Source organism: Clostridium sp. X (assembly GCF_055755365.1).
Genome location: NZ_CM146912.1, coordinates 854,250 through 874,418, shown reverse-complemented (window position 1 = coordinate 874,418; position 20,169 = coordinate 854,250). Strand labels below are relative to the sequence as shown.

The window sequence follows — 20,169 nt, the reverse complement described above, 5'->3', positions numbered from 1 at the left end:
ATGGAGAATGAGTTTGGAAGGTATTGTATAAAGGTATTTGGAATAGTTCAAGGGATAGGTTATAGACCTTTTATATATAAGACTGCAAAATCTTTAAATGTAAATGGGTGGGTCAGTAATAATGACTCATCTGTTGTTATGGATATAGAGGGAAGTGTAGAAGATTTAAAGGAATTCTTATTAAGAATTATTAAAAATCCTCCAAAGCTTGCTAGAATAGAAAAAACTAAAATAGAAAAGAAGCATATTATTGGATATGTAGATTTCACAATAAAAAACAGTACTTCTAGCGGAGAAAGACTGAAGTTTTTAATTCCAGATGTAGCAACCTGTGAAAAATGCGTAGAAGATATATTTGATAAGAATTCTAAAAGATATAGATATAGTTTTACAAACTGTACTGATTGTGGACCAAGGTATTCTATAATGAAAAGATTACCTTATGACAGAGTAAATACGACTATGAATAATTTCAAGATGTGTAGTTACTGCAAAAGTGAATATGGAAATCCAGATACAAGAAGATTTCATGCTCAACCTAATTGTTGTAATGAATGTGGTCCCAAGCTTATGCTTACTGATAGTAGAGGGCAAAGAGTAGAGTGTGACGATGAGATTAAGGAGAGTATACGACTTTTGAAGGAAGGAAATATTATTGCTATTAAGGGTATTGGAGGGTTTCATATAGTTTGTAATGCCTATGATGAAGAAGCTATAGGTAAGATTAGAGTTAGAAAAATAAGACCGCATAAGCCCTTAGCTATAATGGTAAAAGATATACAAATAGCTAAGGAATTTTGCTTTATGAGTGATAAAGAAGAAGCGATTCTAACTTCTAGTAAGAGACCTATTGTAATTTTAAATAAAAGATTAAATAGTAAACTAGCTAATAACATAGCTCCAAATGTAAACAAATTCGGCATTATGCTTCCCTATACTCCGATACATTATTTACTTTTCCATGAAGGATTAGAAGCTTTAGTTATGACTAGTGGAAATATAAGTGGGTGTCCTATAGAGTATGAGAACTCTAAGGCAGTAAAAAATTTGAGAGGGGTAGCAGATTACTTTTTATTGCATAATAGGGAAATAAATATGCCTATAGATGATTCTGTAGTTAAGGTAATAAAGGAAGCGGAAGTTGTGACTAGACTGGGAAGAGGCTATGCGCCTTTATCTATGGTAAAAGATATAAAAAATAAAATATTTTCAACAGGCTCAGAGATGAAGAATACCTTTGCATTTTCAACAGATGGTATAGTTTACGGAAGTCAGTACTTAGGAGATTTAAAAAACTTAGATTCTTTCAATGAGTATAAGAAGTCCACTGAAAAGTTAAGTCAGATACTTCAATTCAAACCTAATGTTATAGCAAGGGATATGCATCCCAGTTATATGTCCAGCATACATGGCGAGAAGCAGGAAGGGATAAAGATTAAAATACAGCATCATCATGCACATATGGCAAGCTGCATGCTAGAGCATAACCTATATGATAAGGTAATAGGCGTTATATATGATGGTACAGGTTTAGGATTAGATAATAATATATGGGGTGGAGAATTTTTAATAGGAGATAGAAGAGCTTTTAAAAGGGTAGGAAGCTTTAAATATGTAAAAATCCAAGGAGGAGATTTTGCGCAAAAGCATATATGGAAAATAGGGGTTAGTTATTTAAATTCTTTAGATAATTCTAAGCTGAAAAACTGGGGATTAGATAGAATAAAGAAGCTATCAAAGAGAGATGTAGGACTTATATGTAAGTCATTAGAAAAGGATATAAATTGCTATAAAACCTCTAGTATAGGAAGGTTATTCGATGGAGTGGCAGCGATTTTGGGGGTTAGACAAGAGGTAAGTTATGATGGGCAGGGAGCCATAGAGCTAGAAGCAATAGCAGCTAAGGATGTTTCAGATTATTATAACTACGAAATATATGGGGAAGAAAATATTATTATAAACTATAATAATATTTTTGAAGGAATTTTAGAGGATATTAAGGGCGATGTCCATAGTTCTATTATAAGTGCTAAATTTCATAATACTATTATAGAATTAACTCTTCATATTGTATGTAAATTAGGGAATAAGTATAGTTTAGATAAGGTAGTTCTGAGTGGTGGAGTCTTTGAAAATGAATATTTATTAATTAATTTAATAAATAAGTTAACAGAAAAAAACTTTCAGGCTTATTATAATAAAATTATACCAATTAATGATAGTGGTATTTCTTTTGGACAAGTCGCTATATGTGATGAGATTTCAGAATAAGAGGTGATGTTTCAATGTGTCTATCTATAAGTGGAAAAATAATATCAGTAGAATTACCTTTTGCAAACGTAGATATACATGGAATAGAAACAAAAGTAAATGTTGAGCTAGTGGAGAATCCTATGATAGGAGACTATGTGTTAATTCACGCAGGATTTGCTATACAGAAAATAGATGAAGAGTACTTCAATTATTTAGATGAGACAATAGAAAGCATGGCTAAAGGAGATTGGGATGAGTAGAGACATAGCTTTAGGTAAGATTATCAAAAATATTAATGCTATGTGCGAGGAAATTCCAATTGAAAAAATAAATATTATGGAGATCTGCGGAACTCATACGAATGCAATAGCTAAGATTGGCATTAAAAATGTATTACATAATAGAATAAATTTAATATCAGGACCTGGGTGCCCTGTATGTGTTACCCCCGAAAGTTATATAGATGCAGCTATAGAGCTATCAAGATCTGGGGTTATCATTGTCACCTTTGGAGACTTAATGAGGGTAAAAGGAACATATACTAATCTTTTAGGTGAAAAGTCAAAAGGAAAGGATATAAGAATTATATATTCCGTATATGATGTTATAAAAATAGCAGAAGAAAATAAATATAAAGAAATTGTATTTCTAGGAGTAGGCTTCGAAACCACAACTCCTCTTATAGCAACTGTTATAAGAAGAAGTAAGGATTTGAAACTTAGTAATTTATTCTTTCTTATTTCCCTGAAAATAATGTCACCTATTATTGAGACTGTATTGGATAAAACAGAGGATATTCATGGAGTTATATGCCCAGGCAATGTAGCAGTTATTACGGGGGAGAGCAGCTTTAAATTTATATATGAGAAGTTTAAAGTTCCAGCAGCTATTTGTGGGTTTGAAGACAAAGATATAATAAGTGGAATATGTTTTTTGGTCAATCATATAAGTAAAGATATAAGTGGTTTAGAAAGTTATGGATTTGAGAACTTATATAAAAGATATGTTCGTACTGAAGGTAATGAGAAAGCTAGAGAACTAGTTAATAGAGTTTTTAATATAATGCCTTCAGTATGGAGAGGTATAGGGGTAATAGACAATTCAGGACTAGTTTTAAATACAGAATATGAGAAATTTGATGCAGTGAAAAAGTTCAATTTACAAAAGTTTTTTGAATATAAAGATATAAGTGAGGCGTTTACAACTACGTGTCTCTGTAGTCAGGTTCTTTTAGGTAAAATCCAACCAGATAAGTGCAAGTTATTCGGTAAAAAGTGTACTCCAAAAGCACCTTGTGGGCCTTGTATGATATCTAGTGAAGGAGCATGTTCAGCCTATTATAGATACAGATAGTTTATATGTAAGGAGATATATATCATGGAAAGAATTGAATTAATTCATGGAGATGGAGGAAAGTACACCTCAGAGCTTATAAGGGATATATTTTATAAAAGTTTTAAGAATGATATTCTACTTCAAGAGGCTGATTCTGGAGTGTTTGATGTAAATAAAGGAACTATGGCTCTTACTACAGACTCTTTTATTGTAAAACCTTTGTTTTTTAGAGGAGGAGACATTGGAAAGCTATCAATATGTGGAACTGTAAATGACCTTGTGGTATGTGGAGCAAAGCCATTGTACATGAGTGCCAGTTTTATTATGGAAGAAGGTTTTTCACTTAGAGAATTAGAGAGGATAGTTTTCTCCATGGGAAAAACCTCTTTAGAGGCTAATATAAGGATAATAACAGGAGACACGAAGGTGGTAGAAAAGGGAAAGGCAGATGGGATTTTTATAAATACTACTGGAGTTGGAGTTATAGATAATTACAAGCCAAAGATAATAGAGAATGAAGACTGCATAATAATAACAGGAAGTATAGCAGAACATGGTACTAGCATTGCAGTAGATAGGTATGAACTACAGGTAGAGGGAGACATAAAAAGTGACTGCCAACCACTAAATCATTTATTAGATTCTTTATTAGCTTATAAGGATTATATAAAACTTATGAGAGATCCTACAAGAGGAGGAATAGGACAAGTTTTAAATGATATATGTAAAAGTAGTGGAATTGGAATAAGATTAATAGAAAAAAGTATTCCTATTAGAGAAGAAGTCAGATGGATCAATGAAATGTTGGGATTAGATCCTTTATATTTAGCTAGTGAGGGAAGAATGATAATTGTTTGTAGTAAAAGCATGGCCATGGATATAAGAAATAGCTTAATAATTCAGGGCGGCTGTAAAGATGCTGAAATAATTGGGAGTTTCACAACTAAAGAAAGATTAGTATACATGGAAAACTCATTTGGGGGAAAAAGGATAATAGGCAACTTAGATTTTCAAATGTTTCCTAGAATATGTTAGATAATTGAAAAGTAATAGAAGGGCTTCAGAAAAGCAAAATCCCCCGTGGATTAAATCTATCTACGGGGGCATATTTATAAACTATCTCTTATCTCCATATATTGCATATACGTCTTGAAGAGCTTCTCCAAAGCGTTGATAGTGAACAATTTCTCTTGCCCATAAGAACTTAAGCGCATCTATTAAACCAGGATCGTTAGTTTGTGCAATGAGATGTTCATAGGTTGCCTTAGCTTTTTGTTCTGCTGCTAAATCCTCATGCAAGTCTGTTATAGGATCACCAAGTGCTTGGAAGTATGCTGCAGTAAAAGGTACTCCATTAGCATCTGTAGGAAATAGTGCTCTACCATGTTGAGTATAATGAGAATCTAAGCCGGCAGCTTTTAATTCCTCAATAGTAGCATCCTTCATTAGCTGATAGATCATTGAAGCAATCATTTCTACATGAGCTAGTTCCTCGGTCCCTATATCATTAAGTAATGCTTTAGTTTTTCCTGTTGGCATAGTATAACGTTGATTTAGATATCTAAGTGCAGCAGCGAGTTCGCCGTCAGGTCCTCCATACTGTGCAACTAAAACCTTAGCCATTCTAAGATCTTTACTCATTACCTTAACAGGATGTTCTAATTTTTTTTCATAAATCCACATGTATATATTCTCCCCTCTAATTTATTCTCCCTTTTCCCAAGGCCAAGGTTCATTTACCCATGACCAATCTGGATCTGCCTTAGAATATCCAAAGTTTGTAAGCATTCTGAACTTTGTTTCATATTCTTTCTTTAGATGCATTAATTGTTCAGTAAATTTATTAAAATCTTCTATAGCTTTTGTATTTGTTGGGTGGTTATCTAAATATAAATTTAGTTCCACAACAGCAAATTCAAGTTGTTGAATTTTTCTTAACATTTCTACACGAGAAACGTCACTCTTAAACTTTCCATCCATACTAAGTCCTCCTATTAATTATCTTTGCTTTGGGAAAGGCACTACAAGATTAGGGAAAAGAGTCCCTTTTTCTAATGCCTCGTTTAGTGGTAATAAACCTGTATAAGGTTGATCAATAACATATGCACGAACTAGCATTAATTCAGGGGCTTGAGGCATATGCATAGGCATTCTAGAAAAAGGCATATACATTGGATCTGAATAAGGATTAAAATTTTGGTACACGCTGTTCACCTCTCTAATTATAGGTACATTAATAGTATATTAATTAACAAAAAATGTGTGTAAGTGAAAAAGAACAAAATTTTAAAATGCATTAAAAATAATTAAAGAGAGAATATTACTTGTTAAAAGAATTTAAATTTTATAATTTTATAAAATAGATTAATGTATAATCAAGATGAAAGGCGGTTAATAAAGAATATGAATAGATAAGCTATATTGACTTAAAGAGTTAAAGTTATATATAATTAAACTACATATAATTTTAAAGGGGGGAGTTTTTTGGGACTAATATCTAATAGGACCAATAGTACAAAAGAACAATTAATAATTTTGTCGGTTTTACCAGTTTTTATGTTGATACTAGCATTTATAGTAGATACACCTACAAATATATTACATGGATTATATGATATAGCTATCTCTACAGATATATTATTGACTGACTATATAGTGGTAGGGGGTATAGGAGCTGCCATTGTAAATTCATCTATTCTTACACTTATCAATATTTATATAATACATAAATTGAAATTAAGAATAAATGGTGTATTAATTGCAGCTGTATATACTGTTATGGGGTTCTCGTACTTCGGAAAGAGCTTACTTAATGTTTGGCCTCTGTATTTAGGAGGATATTTATATGTAAAGTATCAAAAACTAGACATAAGAAATGTAATTTTAGTAATCATGTTTAGTACTAGTTTAGCTCCACTAGTAAGTCAAGTAGCTTTTGGCATGAATCTTCCTATTATGATAGGACTTCCACTAGGAATATTATTTGGAGCATTCTGTGGCTTCGTTGTAACACCGTTAGCGGCTCATTTATTAAAGGTACATGATGGATATAACTTATATAATATAGGTTTTACCGCAGGTATACTAGGAACAGTCATAGCAGCTCTTTTAAGAGGATTTGGAGTAGTTATAGGACCAAAAAAGGTTTTATCTTTTGAGTATCATAATTTCTTAATGATATCATTAATAGCGTGCTCATTGTTTTTAATAGTTATTGGATACCTTCTTAATGATAAAAGCTTTAAAAACTATGGTAAGATTCTAAAAATGTCAGGAAGAGTAGTTTCTGATTTTACAAGTATAGATGGGTATGGAATTACTTATATTAATATGGGTATAATGGGTATACTATCAATAATATTTGTTATCTTATTAGGTGGAACTATAAATGGACCAGTAGTAGGAGGAATACTTACTATAGTCGGATTTGCAGCTTTTGGTAAGCATCCTAAAAATACAATACCTATATTTATTGGAGTTTTTATTGGGGGTATAGTTAATATATGGGATCTAAATTCTACGGCGGTTATAATTTCTGGCCTATTTGGAACAACCCTGGCACCAATAGCAGGAGCACATGGACCTATAGTGGGAATACTAGCAGGTTTTATACATTCATTTGTAGTTATGAACGTTGGAGTATTGCATGGAGGAATGAATTTATATAATAATGGTTTTGCAGGGGGAATTGTAGCTGGAGTATTAGTGCCTCTTGTAGATGCATTTAAGAAAGGAGAGTAAATAAGTGAAACATGAACTTCAAAAAGTTTCTAAGATAGTTCACGAAATATTAAATTTTTATTTTTTAAATTCTTCAACGAAAACTGATATAACAGTAGAAAATAAAGAAGATAGGTATGTAATAATAGCTAAATCTGATGATGTAAAATGTACTCAGGAGCAAATTAAAGAAATAAGAGATCTTCTGAAAACTAATAGACAAAGAGAAGTAGAAGGACATTATTGGCAATTAGCAGGAGAAGATGAACGTAATAGGGAATTTAATCTAGTTGGAATTATGACAGATGAATCTAGCGTTGAATTTGAAAATGGTTCTCTGACTATAAAGCTTACTAGATATAAAGAATCCTAGATATAATTAGTTTGTATAGAGTGTAAAGGTTTAGATAACATTAAAAAACCTCCTTGTGAATGGTTGATTGACACTTCCATTTAATTACAAAGGGGTTTTGTTTTTTATTTGAAAAGTAACAAAAATATACACCACGGAATACTATATTATTAGGATGAGCTAGTCTATGAAATTCCCTATTTAAACTACAGTTGGAACTACATTAGCACCAATAGTAGGAGCTAATGGATGGTGGGTCAGAATATTAGCTGGAGTATTAGTACCTCTTGTAGATGCATTTAAGAAGGGAGAATAAGATAATGAAACATGAGCTTCAAAAAGTCTCTAAGATAGTTCACGAAATATTAAATTTTTATTTTTTAAATTCTTCGAAGAAAACTCATATAACAGTGGAAAATAAAGAAGACAGATTTGAGATAATAGCTAAGTCTGATGACGTAAAATGTACTCAGGAACAAATTAATGAAATAACAAAACTTTTGAAAACTAATAGACAAAGGGAAGTAGAAGGGCATTATTGGCAGTTGGTTGGAGAAGATGAATGTAATAAGGAATTTAATCTAGTTGGAATTATGACGGATGAGGCTAGTGTTAAATTTGAGAATGGTTCTTTAATTATAAAGTTGGTTAGATATAAAGAATCCTAGATATATTAGTTTGTATAGAATGTAAAGATTAAGATGAACTGAAAATTGGGAATATATCAAGTGCTGTTGAATTTTCATTGTAGATAATATACTTTTCACTCTAGAATATTATAAAACCTCCTTGTGAATGGTTGATTGACACTTCCACTTAATCACAATAAGGTTTTATTTTTATTTAAAAAGTAACAAAATTGTATGTCACCGAATACTATATTTATTAGGACGAGCTAGTCCATTAAATTCTCTATTTAGAATGCAGGAGGTGTAGAAAAGATGGATGGAGTAAATTTAGTTAACCACTTAGCAGAATTTATAGGAGAAACAGTAACAATATTTACAACTAGTGGTGGAGAGTCAGGATCAGGCTTTACAGGTGTTCTTTTATCTGTAAATAATTGCTATGTAAGACTTATAAGCCAAATAGGCCCTGCACCAGGATGTGCATTAGGTAACTGTTGTACAGGTCCTCTAAGAGGAGTAGCAGATAATGCTTTTGGTAGACAAACAGGTAGATTTAATTGTGGATTTAATACTGTTGGCGCAGTAACAGATATTCCTATCAGCAAAATAGCATCATTTGTTCACAATGCAGTTTAAAGAGTTATGGTAGGACAACCTTTATTCTAGAAAAAATGGTTATGATGAAGAAAATGATCAATTTAGAATACTATATTAAAAGTGGAGAAAGTTAAGAGGTTAATACGTATTTATATTCCTTACTATCTCCACTTAATTCATAATGTAGACATGCATTTTCAAAAATATTAATTTTTAGGAGGAGAATAAAATGAGTGAGTTAAGTTTAGTTGATCATTTAGCTAACTTTATAGGTGAAACAGTAACAATATTTACAACTAGTGGTGGAGATTCAGGATCAGGTTTTACAGGAGTACTATTAAGTGTAAATAATTGTTATGTAAGACTTGTGACTCAAATTGGAGTTGCGCCAGGATGTGCATTAGGAAATTGCTGTGAAAAACATGGAAAAGACTATCCTAGAAGTGCTGGAATAGATGATCAATATGAAAATAATATAGGTAATACTGGTAGATTCAATTGCAGAGGAAATACAGTTGGTTCAGTAACAGATATTCCAGTTAGTAGAATCGCATCATTTGTTCACAATGCAGTATAAAAGCTTAAAGGGTAAAAAAACAAAAGGCTATTTATATGGAGGAAATATAATGTAATGAGAAGTTTAAACTGTAATAATTAAAGAATAGCGATTAAAAAATATTGTAAAACTCTATTTCTTTAGTACCAATTACAAATAGGTGGGAATAGTATAAATAAGGACAAGTAGTCTGCAAAAATATTATTAATTTGGGAGGTAAATAACGTGGATGGATTAAACTTTGTTAATCATCTAGCTAACTATATAGGAGAAACCGTAACAATATTTACAACTAGTGGAGGAGAATCAGGAGAAGGCTTTACAGGTGTTCTTTTAAGTGTAAATAATTCTTTTGTAAGACTTATAACTCAAATAGGAACTGCACCAGGATGCGCACTTGGAAATTGTTGCAAAGAATATGGACAAAAGAGAGTTAATGGAGTAGGGCCTGTAGGTGGAGTTAATGACGTTGATGGCCAATATCAAAATCCATGTGAAGGCACAGGCAATATAGGCGATACTGGTAGATTTACTTGCAGAGGAAATACAGTTGGTTCAGTAGCAGATATTCCAATAGACAGAATTGCTGCATTTGTTCATAATGCAGTTTAAGATATAGGTTAGGAAAAATATAAGAGATATTATCTATTTTTGATAATATCTCTTATATTTAACAAGTAAATGTATTTTAGTATTTTATAATAATGACTGTAATTTTCCTAAGATCTTTGGATACTTCTTCTTTAAATTTATTATTTTAAAGTCATTACTAACAAAAGCATGCAGTGTACTACCTTTAGCAATCTCCTTTTGATCCTTATCTCTGATAACTAAATAATTAAATTCTACTTTTATAGGGGTTAATTCTTTAATCCAAGTTTTAATCAGTAATTCATCTTCATATTTTGCCCCTTGGAGATATTTACAATTACTTTCAACTAAAGGCATCAATATTCCAAGTTTCTCCATATCACTATAGGACATATCACATTTAGTAATAAATTCTGTTCTTCCAGCTTCGAAATATATTAGGTAATTAGAATGATGAACTACGTTCATTTTATCAGTTTCAACATATCTAACCTTTATTTTTGTTTCATTAATATGCATTTAATAATACCGCCCCTCTGAAGTTTACTAAAAAATTAGAAATCATGTAATTATAGTTAGTTATAACTTAAGAGTGTATAACCTAATCTATCACATATAATTATAGCATATATTATTTGAATAATAATTAAAAAAAAATATAATAAAACGCTTACATAAGATATATTTAATTGCATATTGTGCATAATACATATATAATGATAAGGTTAAGGAAAAAAAAACTAAGATTTGGAAGGAAGTTAGTATGGAAAAAGTTAAATTTGAAGATTTAAAAATATCAGAGGACATAAAGAGAGCAATTGCAGATATAGGATTTGAAGAACCATCTCCTATTCAGGAGCAAGCGATCCCACTAATATTAGAAGGTAAGGATGTAATAGGGCAAGCACAAACAGGAACAGGAAAAACTGCTGCTTTTGGAATACCAGTATTAGAAATGGTTGATGTTGAAGAAAATATTCTACAAGCTATGATATTATGCCCTACTAGAGAGCTTGCAATTCAAGCTACAGAGGAATTAAGCAAACTTGGAAAATACAAAAAAGGAATTAGTATTCTTGCTGTTTATGGAGGGCAACCTATAGACCGTCAAATAAAGGCTTTAAAAAGAGGAGTTCATGTAATTGTTGGTACTCCAGGACGTATTATGGATCATATGAACAGAAAGACTCTAAAAACAGAGAGTGTAAAAATGATGGTTTTAGATGAAGCTGATGAAATGTTAGATATGGGATTTAGAGAAGATATAGAAACAATAATACAAGATATGTCCCATAACAAACAAACAATTTTATTTTCAGCTACTATGGCTAAGCCTATATTAGAACTAAGCAAAAAATATCAAAAAAATGCTCAGCTAGTAAAAGTTGTTCATAAGCAATTAACTGTTCCAAGTATAGAACAAAAATATTTAGAAGTAAAAGAAAGTGCTAAATTAGAAGTATTATCTAGATTAATTGATATAAGAAATCCTAAATTAGCAATAGTATTCTGTAATACTAAGAAGAGAGTTGATGAGGTAGTATCTCAACTTCAATCAAGAGGACATTTCGCAGAAGGTCTTCATGGAGACATGAAACAGCAACAAAGAGATAGAGTTATGGGTAAGTTTAGAAACGGGACTATAGAAATCTTAGTTGCTACAGATGTAGCTGCTAGAGGAATAGACGTTGATGATGTTGAAGTTGTATTTAACTATGATCTTCCACAAGATGAAGAGTATTATGTTCACAGAATAGGAAGAACAGGAAGAGCAGGAAGAGCGGGAATTGCATATACTTTTATTGCAGGAAAAGCTGTTCGTAAGTTAAGAGATATAGAAAATTATACTAAGACTAAAATTAAAAGAGCAGAAGTACCATCAGCTAATGATGTAGAAGAATTTAAAATGAATATTTTCCTAGATAAAGTAAAGAGTACCGTAGATGAAGGACACTTAGGAAAATACATAGACTCTATTGAAAAATTATTAGAAGAAGATTATTCAACTATAGATATAGCTGCAGCACTTTTCAAAATGGCTACTGTGACATCAGAAGATAAGAGAGAAGAAATCGATACTTTTGATGAAATTGGTGATACTGGTGCAGAATCAGGAATGGTAAGACTATTTATCAATGTTGGTAGAAGTCAAAATATACAACCTAAAGATGTTATAGGAGCAATAGCAGGTGAAACAGGAATTCAAGGTAAGTTAATAGGTAAAATTGATATCTATGAAAAATTTACTTTTGTTGAAGTTCCAAAAGAAAATGCTAAAGATGTATTAAATATAATGAAAGATAACACAATTAAAGGAAAGAGAATTAATATAGAACCAGCTAACGCTAAATAGTATGAGGTGGTAATATGATTATAGGGGCTGCAAAGATATCCTTACATGCAAACTGGGTTCACTCTTTAAAAGAAAAGAGAATGATAGTAAAAAGCATTATGGCAAAGACAAAGAATAAGTTTAATATATCTATTGCAGAAGTTGAGAATCAAGATTATCATCAATCCATTACTATAGGAATAGCTTGCGTAACCAATAGCTCTAGATTAGCTAACAGTATTTTGCAAAATGTTGTTAACTACATTGAAGAAAATACTGAGGCAGTAATAGAGAAGGTAGATTTCGAAATTCTATAGGAATTCTAAAAGCGGTAGAAATAAATAAAATATTTCCACCGCTTATTTAATTTAACTATATAGTATCAACTGTTTCTATTATAAATAAAGTAGTTTCTAGGGATAAATCCATTTGCTTAGGCTCAGAAAATTTATCACCAGACTCATCAAAAATTAAATTAATTATTGGTCTTAAAGGAAAAGCTTTGTTTTGTTTTATAACTATTCCACAAGCTCCTGTATTAAGTCTAACTATGCTACCAGAAGGATATGCAGCAACATTTTTTATAAATGCATTTACTATGGTTTTATCGAATTTAGTATCACTCATAGCTATAAGATATTCCAAAGCCTCATATACTTCCATTTTATCATGTCCACTAAAATCAGAAGTTAGATTATCAAAGGTGTCACATATAGATACTAGTCTAACCGTCTCGTGAAGTTTATCTTCAGAAAGCCCCATAGGAAATCCACTTCCATCGCAACTCTCATGGTGCATTAATATTATAGCTTTAGATATATAGCTGATATCGTATTTTTGATTTAAGATCTCATACCCATCTAAAGGATGAGTTTTTATAGATTCAAGCTCTTCTTTTGTCAATTCACCAGTCCTAGACTTTTCAAGAATGTCCTGAGGAGTGAGAAGTTTACCGAGGTCATGTAAAAGTGCGCCTACAGCTAACTCTTTTACATTAGTGTGACTATATCCTAAGATTAGTCCCATCATTACAGATAATGCACACACATTTACTGAATGCTCATAAAGATAGTTATCTTTAGATCTCAAATCTGTAATGTTTATAAGAACCTCTTCTCTTGATAATATATCATCAATTATTAAATCAATAGTTTTAAATATTTCATCTAGATTTGGAGATTGTTTATTTGTAAACTTTTTAAACTCTCTATAAATAATTTCTTTTGTATTTTGTCTAGTTTTTTCATTAATAAAATCCCTTGCCTCTATTTCTAGTGAATATTCATCATCTACATATATAGAGAATATGCCAATTTGGGTCAATCTCATCTTATATCCAGGTTTTAAAATAGAACCTTTGGCTAATAGTATTCTTCCCGAAGGATCGTAAATAGTTTTTGATAATACCTCATTACCATTAATTTGATCAATAGAAATTTTTCTCATAGTTAATAATTCTCCTCGCATATAGTAAAATGACTACTATTAACCAATTGTAAAAATAGAAATATATTTTTATCATATCACAGATTTATAAGAATAAAAATATATTTATGTATTAAAAATAATTAAAGCATTTAAAGACGTCTATTGCGCATTTATACATGAATTTATGACCAGCTATATTTAAGTGTATTCCATCTAAGTAATACTCACTTAAGTGATTAGTAGAAATGTTGTTTATAAACTTATTAAAAAAGTCTATATATGAGAAAGATTGCTCAATAGAATAATTTTTAACCCATTCTCCATAGATGTTAATTTTTTTATTTATATCTTCGAAGTTTACAGTAGAGTCCCATAATTCTTTAGCTAAGTGAGAAATCATTGGGGGCTGTACACCTAGTAATACTTTTATATTAAATTGTTTTGCTTCTTTTATTAGTTGCTTTATATTGTTTTGTACGCTCTCTAGGCTTCGGTTCATTAAAAAGTCATTACTTCCACCCATAATAAAAACAGCATCAGGCTTTAGAATGACCACCTCAGAGAAAAAACGCATAATAATACCAGATGTTGAATCCCCAAGGACTCCCTTATTGATAAGTTCTATACCAGGCTCTCTACTAATAAGATATGTCCATTTTTTTTCTTCATCTACTCTATATCCATATGTTAAACTGTCACCGATACATATAATTCTCATCATAAACCTCCAATAAATAGCTGTTGTGTATCATTTTCAAAAGTTTAGTATGTTAAAATTAAATATTAGTTAAGTATTAATAAGCTATTTTGCTTAACATATGCAAAATAGCTTTATTTGTACTAAGATTTTATCAATATATATGCAATGTATGCAATATAAAATAGAGATAAAAATGTACCCTCATATCTAGAAACTGTTTTCTTAGTAATAGATAAGATATAAGTTATTATTGTAGCTAAGACTAGAACAATAATATCAAGGTAATTTCCACTATCAACAGGAAGAACTTTAATTGAAGCGGAAACACCTAAAATAAATAATATATTAAATATGTTAGATCCTAGTATATTACCTACTGCAATGTCACTTTCATTTTTAGTAGCTGCAATAACGGAGGTGACAAGTTCAGGAAGAGAGGTTCCTAGTGCTACTATAGTGAGTCCTATAATCCTTTCGCTAATTCCAAAATTTCTAGCAATTATAACACTTTGATTTACTACTATGTCCCCTCCAAGTATAATTCCAGCAAGACCCAATAGTGACAGAAATATACTTTTTGGTAGAGATGCTTTTTTTATAGGTTCCTCTTTTGTATTTTCTAAGCTTTGATTAGAACGAATTGTGGAAGTTATTAAATAATAGAAAAATATACAAAATAATATAAGGAGTATTACTCCATCAAATCTTGAAAGTTTGCTTATAGGGCCAACTTCAAATATATCTAAAGAAAGTATATATAGCGCTAAGGTGGATATAAGTAAAAATGGAAACTCTTTTTTTAATGTATTAGTGCTTAGATTAACTGGTTTTATTATTGCGGTGATACCTAGTATCAAAAGTATATTTACAATGTTTGAACCTACTACATTGCCTATAGCTATATTAGTTGAACCTTTTAATATAGCACTTATATTTACAGCAAGTTCTGGAGAACTAGTACCAAAGGCTACAATAGTAAGACCTATTATCATGGATGGTATTTTAAATATTCTTGCGATACTGGAGGAAGCATCAACAAAGTAATTTGCACCTACAATTAGTAAAGTAAAACCGATAATTAGTAAAATAAATGTCATTTTAATACTCCTTTTTGTTTGGTTTTTATGAGGTAATAGGAAAATTAACGATATAGAATTTAAGTTATCATATTCTAATATATATAGTCAATTTCTATATCCTTATAATAAATATTAAGTATGTTCCTATAGTCTATGTTATTCTGACTTAAGTACATAGCACCATATTGACTCATACCAACCCCGTGCCCATAACCACCACCATATATGGTAAAAGTATTATCTACTTCTTTTATGGAGAAAAAAGAGGAAGGCAGAGTAGACCACTTTTCTAATGTCTTTCCAGTATGTTGAAGGATATCAATTTTCGCTAGATTAGAACTATTACTAAAGGCTCTTCTAATATGTGAATCTTTTTTTACATTCACTATGGCATTATCAAATATGAAGGATATTTCTAAAAGATTTCCTCCCACACTTCTTTGTAATGTTTCTATACTTGTTAAGTTTTTAAGTTCCTTTGGAAATTTTTTCAGTTTCTTTTTTTTATCATTGTTTGCAAAAATATTTATATATTCAGGAGCTGATTCGTAAAGTTTACCTAAGTTTATATTTAAATTTTTTTCGAGAATTTCTTTTGTAAAGGATAATTCCCATCTATAATAAGAAGATTTATTATCAAAAGATTTGATATTGTTGTTTTTATAAAATGAAAGCCAACTATCTTCAGAAGTTGGAAGGGGTTCATTTCCTTCTAAATAACTAGAAGTTTTTAAATAAGGTTTATAATCACTACTTCCATCACTTTTAAACCATATGTCCTCGTAATTCACACCAGTACCAGGAGCTGTAGAGTAATATTTAGCATCTATAGGTTTATTTTGAAAAGTCATTATAAGTCCTTGAGTTTCATTAATGGCTTTATTAGAAAGTTCAATAGGATTTATATTATTATATACTTGACTTTTGGTACTGTCATCTACATAGAAGCCTAAATTTGCGTATCTATTTCCAAGCATATCAGAAATAGCATAAGTTCTTGCTGCGATAGCTTGACATTTTAAAGATTCAAGACCACCAAAAGATGGCATTTCAGAGGGAACCACCTTAGTCAGATAGTTTTCAAGATTTACTTCATTTATAAGAATTATTCCATTTTTTGTTGGATAAATCTCTAAAATACCCTCGTAGCTTGGTGTAAAAGAAGGATAGCCTCTTTTTATACTAGGAATATTAAATGATCCTCCTTTTAGATAAATTCTCTCATCAAATGTTTTTGAAAAAGACCCTGTGGATACTGTAATCTTTTTATTTCTTATATTAAATGATAAGGGGGTATTATTAGGAATGTTTAAAGAAAATTTATCAATTAGGCTATATAGTTCAATTGTGGAAGTTGAATTTATTTCTATAGTGTTGTGATAAACTGATTCAAAATCTGTAGTTGATATACCTACTCTAGTATTATAGTAATCAATTGGATAAATTATAAAAGTTTTTAGCTTTGATTTATCTAGAAAACTCTTAACATTAGTTTTACCTACAATAATATCTCGATTTGTAGCTAAAATTAAATTATTATCTTTATCAAATTTATAGTATTTAGGAGAGTTAGATAAAGATTTAATACCTAGAGACTCTAATTCATAGCTCTTAGCATCTTTTATCATTATTCTATTATTTATAGACTTGACTTCTTCCACAGCAAAAATTCCTAAAATATTATATTTAAAATTAACTACAGTGTGCTTATTGAAGGTTAAATTAGGAATTTTAACTTCTTTAGGTTTACCATTAATGTACATTATGGAATGAGTTGAGTAGGACTCTAGAAGAACCCCGTGAGTTACTTTTCTTGGATAGAATAAAATAACCATTATGGATAGTATTAGGGCAGTTATATAGATTAGTATTTTTTTCATAGTTTTTACCTCATAAGAAAGAATTGATTATGTTTTAATCATATCCAGTATTTTCAGATTTATTACAATAATGTAATAGAAAAAATAATTTATATAATTAACAAATTTACAGTAATGATATATAATAGAAGATAATATAGTCCGTAGAAAAGATTGGTGAAGTATGTATTCAATTTATGGGGAGGATAGATATGAAGGGAACTGTAGTTGCTACATGGCTTAGAACCTGTAGAAAAATTTATGATAAAAGTGTAGTGGAAAAAGCCATGAGCTCGGTAGGATGGAAAAGTTCAAGAATATTTTCGCCAGCAGATAATGTAGATGACAATGAAGTTAGAAATGTTATTGAATATATAGCTAAAGCTCAGGGGATACCGGTAAATGAACTATGGAGAAAAATAGGACAAGATAATATAAATTCTTTCTTTAATGATTTTCCAGCATTTTTTCAACATGAGAATTTATATTCATTTTTAAAATCTTTATTTGATATCCATGTTGAAATGGTTAAGAAATTTCCTGGAGCAAAACCACCAATTGTAAATATTGAGCCAATATCAAGTAATAAAGCTATTTTTTCTTATAATTCTAAAAGAGAAATGTATGATTACTTTCTTGGATTATTAGATGGTAGTGCTGAATTTTTTAAGGAAAAGATAACTTATAGGATAATGGAACAGGGTCAAGGAATTTTAAAGCTTGAAATAACATTTGATAAGGATATATTCTTTAAAAAAACTTACACGTTTAACAAGCTGCTATCTTTTGGTGGTATTAAAAGTATACCATTAAAAATTGGAATGGTTACAGCAGTTGTTTCTGCATTAGTTAATATTCCTTTAATAGGAACTGATCATATACTTAAATATATACTTACATCTATAGTGCCTAGTGTTACAACCTTTATAGCTATTTCAATGATACTAAGGCCTAGAAAAATTATTGAGCAGGAAATCAGAAGGATAAATACAAGTGATTATACTGAAGATGGAGAGATTGTTACAGGAGATTTTTTTGAAGAGATATATAATTTATTAAAACAGCATAGGAAAGTTGTAAGAGCAGATTTTGTTGGTTTTAAGGGTGTAACAGATGAGATGAATACCTTTGTTAGAAATATAAACAATATATCAGATTCAATGATGAGAACTTCAGAAGAAATATCAGGAGTAGTTGAACAAGTTGCAGATGGAGCTGTAAGTCAGGCGGAAAATACACAAAATGCAGCGTCTATACTTAATGGAAATATTGAAACATTAAAAAGTATTGTTGAGAGTGAAAATGATAATAAAAAAGAACTTGAAACAGCACTAGAAAAGATAAATAATAGCTATAAAAATGTAGAGAATACAAGTAAAAATATAGTGGACACACTAGAAAAGTTTAATGAAGTTAAGAATAAAGGTATTGAATTAGAAGAAAAAGCTAATAATATTACAAGTATAGTTTCTATAGTTTGCCAAATATCTGAGCAAACAAACCTTTTAGCATTAAATGCTTCCATTGAAGCGGCACGTGCCGGGGAAGCGGGAAGAGGATTTTCGGTAGTTGCTGAAGAGGTAAGGAAACTTGCAGAGGAAACACAAGATGCTGTAGAGGATATCAATTCTAATTTAGCTCAATTTGTAAATGAGATAAATATATTAGTTGATAAGATTGAAATCCAATATGGAGTTTTACAAAATGAAACTTCTAATCTTGAAAATGTTAGAGCAATAAGCCTAGATGCTACTAAGTCTGTTCAAATTGTAGCAGCATCTATGATAAAAACAATAAATGAGCTTGATAAAGAGGCTAATTCTATATCAGAGATATATGATAATATTGAATCCTTATCTGCAATAGCGGAAGAAAATTCTGCATCCTCAGAAGAGGTTAGTGCAAATGTTTCAAACTATACTAATGAGATAAGAAACCTTATTGAAAGTATCTCACAATTTAAGAAATTGACAGAAGAATTTAAGGTTCAGTTATCTACGTATAAGATTTAATTAATATTAGTGTTTGGGGGGAGTTAAATGGAGCAAGTACAAGAGCGAAAAGAATATGGTATAAAAGAAATATGTAAGAGACTTTCATTTTGTCTTATTATACCATTGGTAAGTATGTTTTATCCTATTTTAAATAGGTATAGAGGCAATTTAAATATAGTGAAATTACCTATAGATGATATGATTCCTTTTAGTAAATTCTTTATATTGCCCTATGTTTCGTGGTATCCTTTTGTGGCTGCTTTTTTGATTATATTATGCTTTATTGATAAAGAAAAATATTTTAAACTTTTAATAAGTCTTACTCTAGGAATGCTCACTTGCTATGTTATATATTATTTTTATCCAACATATGTAGAAAGACCTTTTATCCAGGGAAGAGATCTTTTTAGCAATCTAGTATTATGGATTTATAGAAGAGATAACCCATATAATTGTTGGCCTAGTATACATGTTTTAAATTCATTCTTAGTTGTTATTTATATTACAGAATCGGTTAAAGTAAATAAATTTGCAAAGATTATTTGTGCAATAATAGCTACACTTATAATTTTAGCTACTATGTTTTTAAAACAACATTATTTTTCAGATGTAATTGCAGCGATGGTCTTAGGAAGCCTTTTATATATAGGAATAAATTTCTTTGAAAAATATATATTAAAGAGTAAATTAGATAATGAAAAAATATCTCTAGTAGAGTAATCTACTAGAGATATTTTTTTATTT

22 protein-coding genes are annotated in these 20,169 nt (G+C 30.3%); 14 read left to right on the top strand and 8 right to left on the bottom strand.

What is annotated here, in order from left to right:
* From hypF to hypE, 4 genes are read left to right on the top strand one after another with little or no spacing between them, the layout of a single operon-like run.
* A complete protein-coding gene (hypF, locus tag ACX0KU_RS04420) occupies window positions 1-2,271 on the top strand; it encodes a carbamoyltransferase HypF (RefSeq protein WP_472991682.1) in 2,271 nt (756 codons plus the stop codon).
* Between the two features lie 14 nt (window positions 2,272-2,285).
* On the top strand, window positions 2,286-2,513 hold the full coding sequence (locus ACX0KU_RS04415) for a HypC/HybG/HupF family hydrogenase formation chaperone (RefSeq protein ID WP_472991681.1): 228 nt from the start codon (window positions 2,286-2,288) through the stop codon (window positions 2,511-2,513).
* The gene (gene hypD, locus ACX0KU_RS04410) at window positions 2,506-3,606 is read left to right on the top strand and encodes a hydrogenase formation protein HypD (RefSeq protein ID WP_472991680.1); all 1,101 of its coding nucleotides are present in this window, start codon (window positions 2,506-2,508) and stop codon (window positions 3,604-3,606) included. Before ACX0KU_RS04415 ends, hypD begins: the two co-directional genes overlap by 8 nt.
* Window positions 3,607-3,630: 24 nt before the next feature.
* Complete coding sequence (gene hypE, locus ACX0KU_RS04405) at window positions 3,631-4,623, top strand: hydrogenase expression/formation protein HypE (protein ID WP_472991679.1); 993 nt, start codon at window positions 3,631-3,633, stop codon at window positions 4,621-4,623.
* An 81-nt stretch (window positions 4,624-4,704) separates the two neighbouring features.
* Here hypE and ACX0KU_RS04400 read toward each other — a convergent pair whose 3' ends face one another.
* From ACX0KU_RS04400 to ACX0KU_RS04390, 3 genes are read right to left on the bottom strand one after another with little or no spacing between them, the layout of a single operon-like run.
* Window positions 4,705-5,271, bottom strand: coding sequence for a manganese catalase family protein (locus ACX0KU_RS04400; RefSeq protein WP_472991678.1), 567 nt, complete (start codon window positions 5,269-5,271; stop codon window positions 4,705-4,707).
* 21 nt (window positions 5,272-5,292) lie between these two features.
* Complete coding sequence (locus ACX0KU_RS04395) at window positions 5,293-5,568, bottom strand: spore coat protein CotJB (RefSeq protein WP_472991677.1); 276 nt, start codon at window positions 5,566-5,568, stop codon at window positions 5,293-5,295.
* Between the two features lie 18 nt (window positions 5,569-5,586).
* A complete protein-coding gene (locus ACX0KU_RS04390; protein ID WP_472991676.1) occupies window positions 5,587-5,793 on the bottom strand; it encodes a spore coat associated protein CotJA in 207 nt (68 codons plus the stop codon).
* A 279-nt stretch (window positions 5,794-6,072) separates the two neighbouring features.
* Between ACX0KU_RS04390 and ACX0KU_RS04385 the strand changes: the two genes are divergently transcribed.
* From ACX0KU_RS04385 to ACX0KU_RS04360, 6 genes are all read left to right on the top strand, one after another.
* Window positions 6,073-7,329, top strand: coding sequence for a DUF1576 domain-containing protein (locus ACX0KU_RS04385; protein WP_472991675.1), 1,257 nt, complete (start codon window positions 6,073-6,075; stop codon window positions 7,327-7,329).
* A gap of 4 nt (window positions 7,330-7,333) precedes the next feature.
* Complete coding sequence (locus tag ACX0KU_RS04380) at window positions 7,334-7,681, top strand: hypothetical protein (RefSeq protein WP_472991674.1); 348 nt, start codon at window positions 7,334-7,336, stop codon at window positions 7,679-7,681.
* A gap of 299 nt (window positions 7,682-7,980) precedes the next feature.
* Complete coding sequence (locus tag ACX0KU_RS04375) at window positions 7,981-8,328, top strand: hypothetical protein (protein ID WP_472991673.1); 348 nt, start codon at window positions 7,981-7,983, stop codon at window positions 8,326-8,328.
* A gap of 273 nt (window positions 8,329-8,601) precedes the next feature.
* On the top strand, window positions 8,602-8,925 hold the full coding sequence (locus tag ACX0KU_RS04370) for a hypothetical protein (RefSeq protein ID WP_472991672.1): 324 nt from the start codon (window positions 8,602-8,604) through the stop codon (window positions 8,923-8,925).
* A 190-nt stretch (window positions 8,926-9,115) separates the two neighbouring features.
* Window positions 9,116-9,463 carry a hypothetical protein gene (locus ACX0KU_RS04365; RefSeq protein ID WP_472991671.1) on the top strand — a complete coding sequence of 116 codons (348 nt, stop codon included), beginning with the start codon at window positions 9,116-9,118 and terminating at the stop codon, window positions 9,461-9,463.
* Between the two features lie 204 nt (window positions 9,464-9,667).
* Window positions 9,668-10,054 carry an LSm family protein gene (locus ACX0KU_RS04360; RefSeq protein WP_472991670.1) on the top strand — a complete coding sequence of 129 codons (387 nt, stop codon included), beginning with the start codon at window positions 9,668-9,670 and terminating at the stop codon, window positions 10,052-10,054.
* Window positions 10,055-10,138: 84 nt separating this feature from the next.
* On the opposite strand, the gene ACX0KU_RS04355 is transcribed toward ACX0KU_RS04360, so the two are convergent.
* Window positions 10,139-10,552, bottom strand: a complete 414-nt coding sequence (locus ACX0KU_RS04355; RefSeq protein ID WP_472991669.1) for an acyl-CoA thioesterase — start codon at window positions 10,550-10,552, stop codon at window positions 10,139-10,141.
* 244 nt (window positions 10,553-10,796) lie between these two features.
* Between ACX0KU_RS04355 and ACX0KU_RS04350 the strand changes: the two genes are divergently transcribed.
* Both ACX0KU_RS04350 and ACX0KU_RS04345 read left to right on the top strand, forming a co-directional pair.
* On the top strand, window positions 10,797-12,386 hold the full coding sequence (locus ACX0KU_RS04350) for a DEAD/DEAH box helicase (protein ID WP_472991668.1): 1,590 nt from the start codon (window positions 10,797-10,799) through the stop codon (window positions 12,384-12,386).
* 14 nt (window positions 12,387-12,400) lie between these two features.
* Window positions 12,401-12,682 carry a DUF503 domain-containing protein gene (locus tag ACX0KU_RS04345; protein ID WP_472991667.1) on the top strand — a complete coding sequence of 94 codons (282 nt, stop codon included), beginning with the start codon at window positions 12,401-12,403 and terminating at the stop codon, window positions 12,680-12,682.
* A 55-nt stretch (window positions 12,683-12,737) separates the two neighbouring features.
* Here the strand turns inward: ACX0KU_RS04345 and ACX0KU_RS04340 are convergent, their stop codons facing one another.
* The 4 genes from ACX0KU_RS04340 to ACX0KU_RS04325 all read right to left on the bottom strand — a co-directional run bounded on the left by ACX0KU_RS04340 (window position 12,738) and on the right by ACX0KU_RS04325 (window position 17,452).
* Complete coding sequence (locus ACX0KU_RS04340) at window positions 12,738-13,811, bottom strand: HD-GYP domain-containing protein (RefSeq protein ID WP_472991666.1); 1,074 nt, start codon at window positions 13,809-13,811, stop codon at window positions 12,738-12,740.
* A 112-nt stretch (window positions 13,812-13,923) separates the two neighbouring features.
* The gene (locus tag ACX0KU_RS04335) at window positions 13,924-14,511 is read right to left on the bottom strand and encodes a GDSL-type esterase/lipase family protein (protein WP_472991665.1); all 588 of its coding nucleotides are present in this window, start codon (window positions 14,509-14,511) and stop codon (window positions 13,924-13,926) included.
* Window positions 14,512-14,633: 122 nt separating this feature from the next.
* On the bottom strand, window positions 14,634-15,590 hold the full coding sequence (locus tag ACX0KU_RS04330; protein ID WP_472991664.1) for a calcium/sodium antiporter: 957 nt from the start codon (window positions 15,588-15,590) through the stop codon (window positions 14,634-14,636).
* 74 nt (window positions 15,591-15,664) lie between these two features.
* On the bottom strand, window positions 15,665-17,452 hold the full coding sequence (locus ACX0KU_RS04325; RefSeq protein ID WP_472991663.1) for a SpoIID/LytB domain-containing protein: 1,788 nt from the start codon (window positions 17,450-17,452) through the stop codon (window positions 15,665-15,667).
* Between the two features lie 191 nt (window positions 17,453-17,643).
* Here ACX0KU_RS04325 and ACX0KU_RS04320 point away from each other — a divergent pair, with 191 nt between their 5' ends.
* Window positions 17,644-19,443, top strand: coding sequence for a heme NO-binding domain-containing protein (locus ACX0KU_RS04320; protein ID WP_472991662.1), 1,800 nt, complete (start codon window positions 17,644-17,646; stop codon window positions 19,441-19,443).
* A gap of 27 nt (window positions 19,444-19,470) precedes the next feature.
* On the top strand, window positions 19,471-20,145 hold the full coding sequence (locus tag ACX0KU_RS04315; protein ID WP_472991661.1) for a phosphatase PAP2 family protein: 675 nt from the start codon (window positions 19,471-19,473) through the stop codon (window positions 20,143-20,145).
* Window positions 20,146-20,169 lie beyond the last annotated feature (24 nt).

Bases quoted from the DNA above. Each gene is read 5' to 3' on its own strand.
- ACX0KU_RS04365 (WP_472991671.1), top strand. From the start codon at position 9,116: ATGAGTGAGTTAAGTTTAGTTGATCATTTAGCTAACTTTATAGGTGAA.
- ACX0KU_RS04370 (WP_472991672.1), top strand. From the start codon at position 8,602: ATGGATGGAGTAAATTTAGTTAACCACTTAGCAGAATTTATAGGAGAA.
- hypE (WP_472991679.1), top strand. From the start codon at position 3,631: ATGGAAAGAATTGAATTAATTCATGGAGATGGAGGAAAGTACACCTCA.
- hypD (WP_472991680.1), top strand. From the start codon at position 2,506: ATGAGTAGAGACATAGCTTTAGGTAAGATTATCAAAAATATTAATGCT.
- ACX0KU_RS04375 (WP_472991673.1), top strand. From the start codon at position 7,981: ATGAAACATGAGCTTCAAAAAGTCTCTAAGATAGTTCACGAAATATTA.
- ACX0KU_RS04330 (WP_472991664.1), bottom strand. From the start codon at position 15,590: ATGACATTTATTTTACTAATTATCGGTTTTACTTTACTAATTGTAGGT.
- ACX0KU_RS04345 (WP_472991667.1), top strand. From the start codon at position 12,401: ATGATTATAGGGGCTGCAAAGATATCCTTACATGCAAACTGGGTTCAC.
- ACX0KU_RS04400 (WP_472991678.1), bottom strand. From the start codon at position 5,271: ATGTGGATTTATGAAAAAAAATTAGAACATCCTGTTAAGGTAATGAGT.
- ACX0KU_RS04320 (WP_472991662.1), top strand. From the start codon at position 17,644: ATGAAGGGAACTGTAGTTGCTACATGGCTTAGAACCTGTAGAAAAATT.
- ACX0KU_RS04415 (WP_472991681.1), top strand. From the start codon at position 2,286: ATGTGTCTATCTATAAGTGGAAAAATAATATCAGTAGAATTACCTTTT.
- ACX0KU_RS04395 (WP_472991677.1), bottom strand. From the start codon at position 5,568: ATGGATGGAAAGTTTAAGAGTGACGTTTCTCGTGTAGAAATGTTAAGA.
- ACX0KU_RS04315 (WP_472991661.1), top strand. From the start codon at position 19,471: ATGGAGCAAGTACAAGAGCGAAAAGAATATGGTATAAAAGAAATATGT.
- ACX0KU_RS04350 (WP_472991668.1), top strand. From the start codon at position 10,797: ATGGAAAAAGTTAAATTTGAAGATTTAAAAATATCAGAGGACATAAAG.
- ACX0KU_RS04335 (WP_472991665.1), bottom strand. From the start codon at position 14,511: ATGAGAATTATATGTATCGGTGACAGTTTAACATATGGATATAGAGTA.
- ACX0KU_RS04340 (WP_472991666.1), bottom strand. From the start codon at position 13,811: ATGAGAAAAATTTCTATTGATCAAATTAATGGTAATGAGGTATTATCA.
- ACX0KU_RS04325 (WP_472991663.1), bottom strand. From the start codon at position 17,452: ATGAAAAAAATACTAATCTATATAACTGCCCTAATACTATCCATAATG.
- ACX0KU_RS04355 (WP_472991669.1), bottom strand. From the start codon at position 10,552: ATGCATATTAATGAAACAAAAATAAAGGTTAGATATGTTGAAACTGAT.
- hypF (WP_472991682.1), top strand. From the start codon at position 1: ATGGAGAATGAGTTTGGAAGGTATTGTATAAAGGTATTTGGAATAGTT.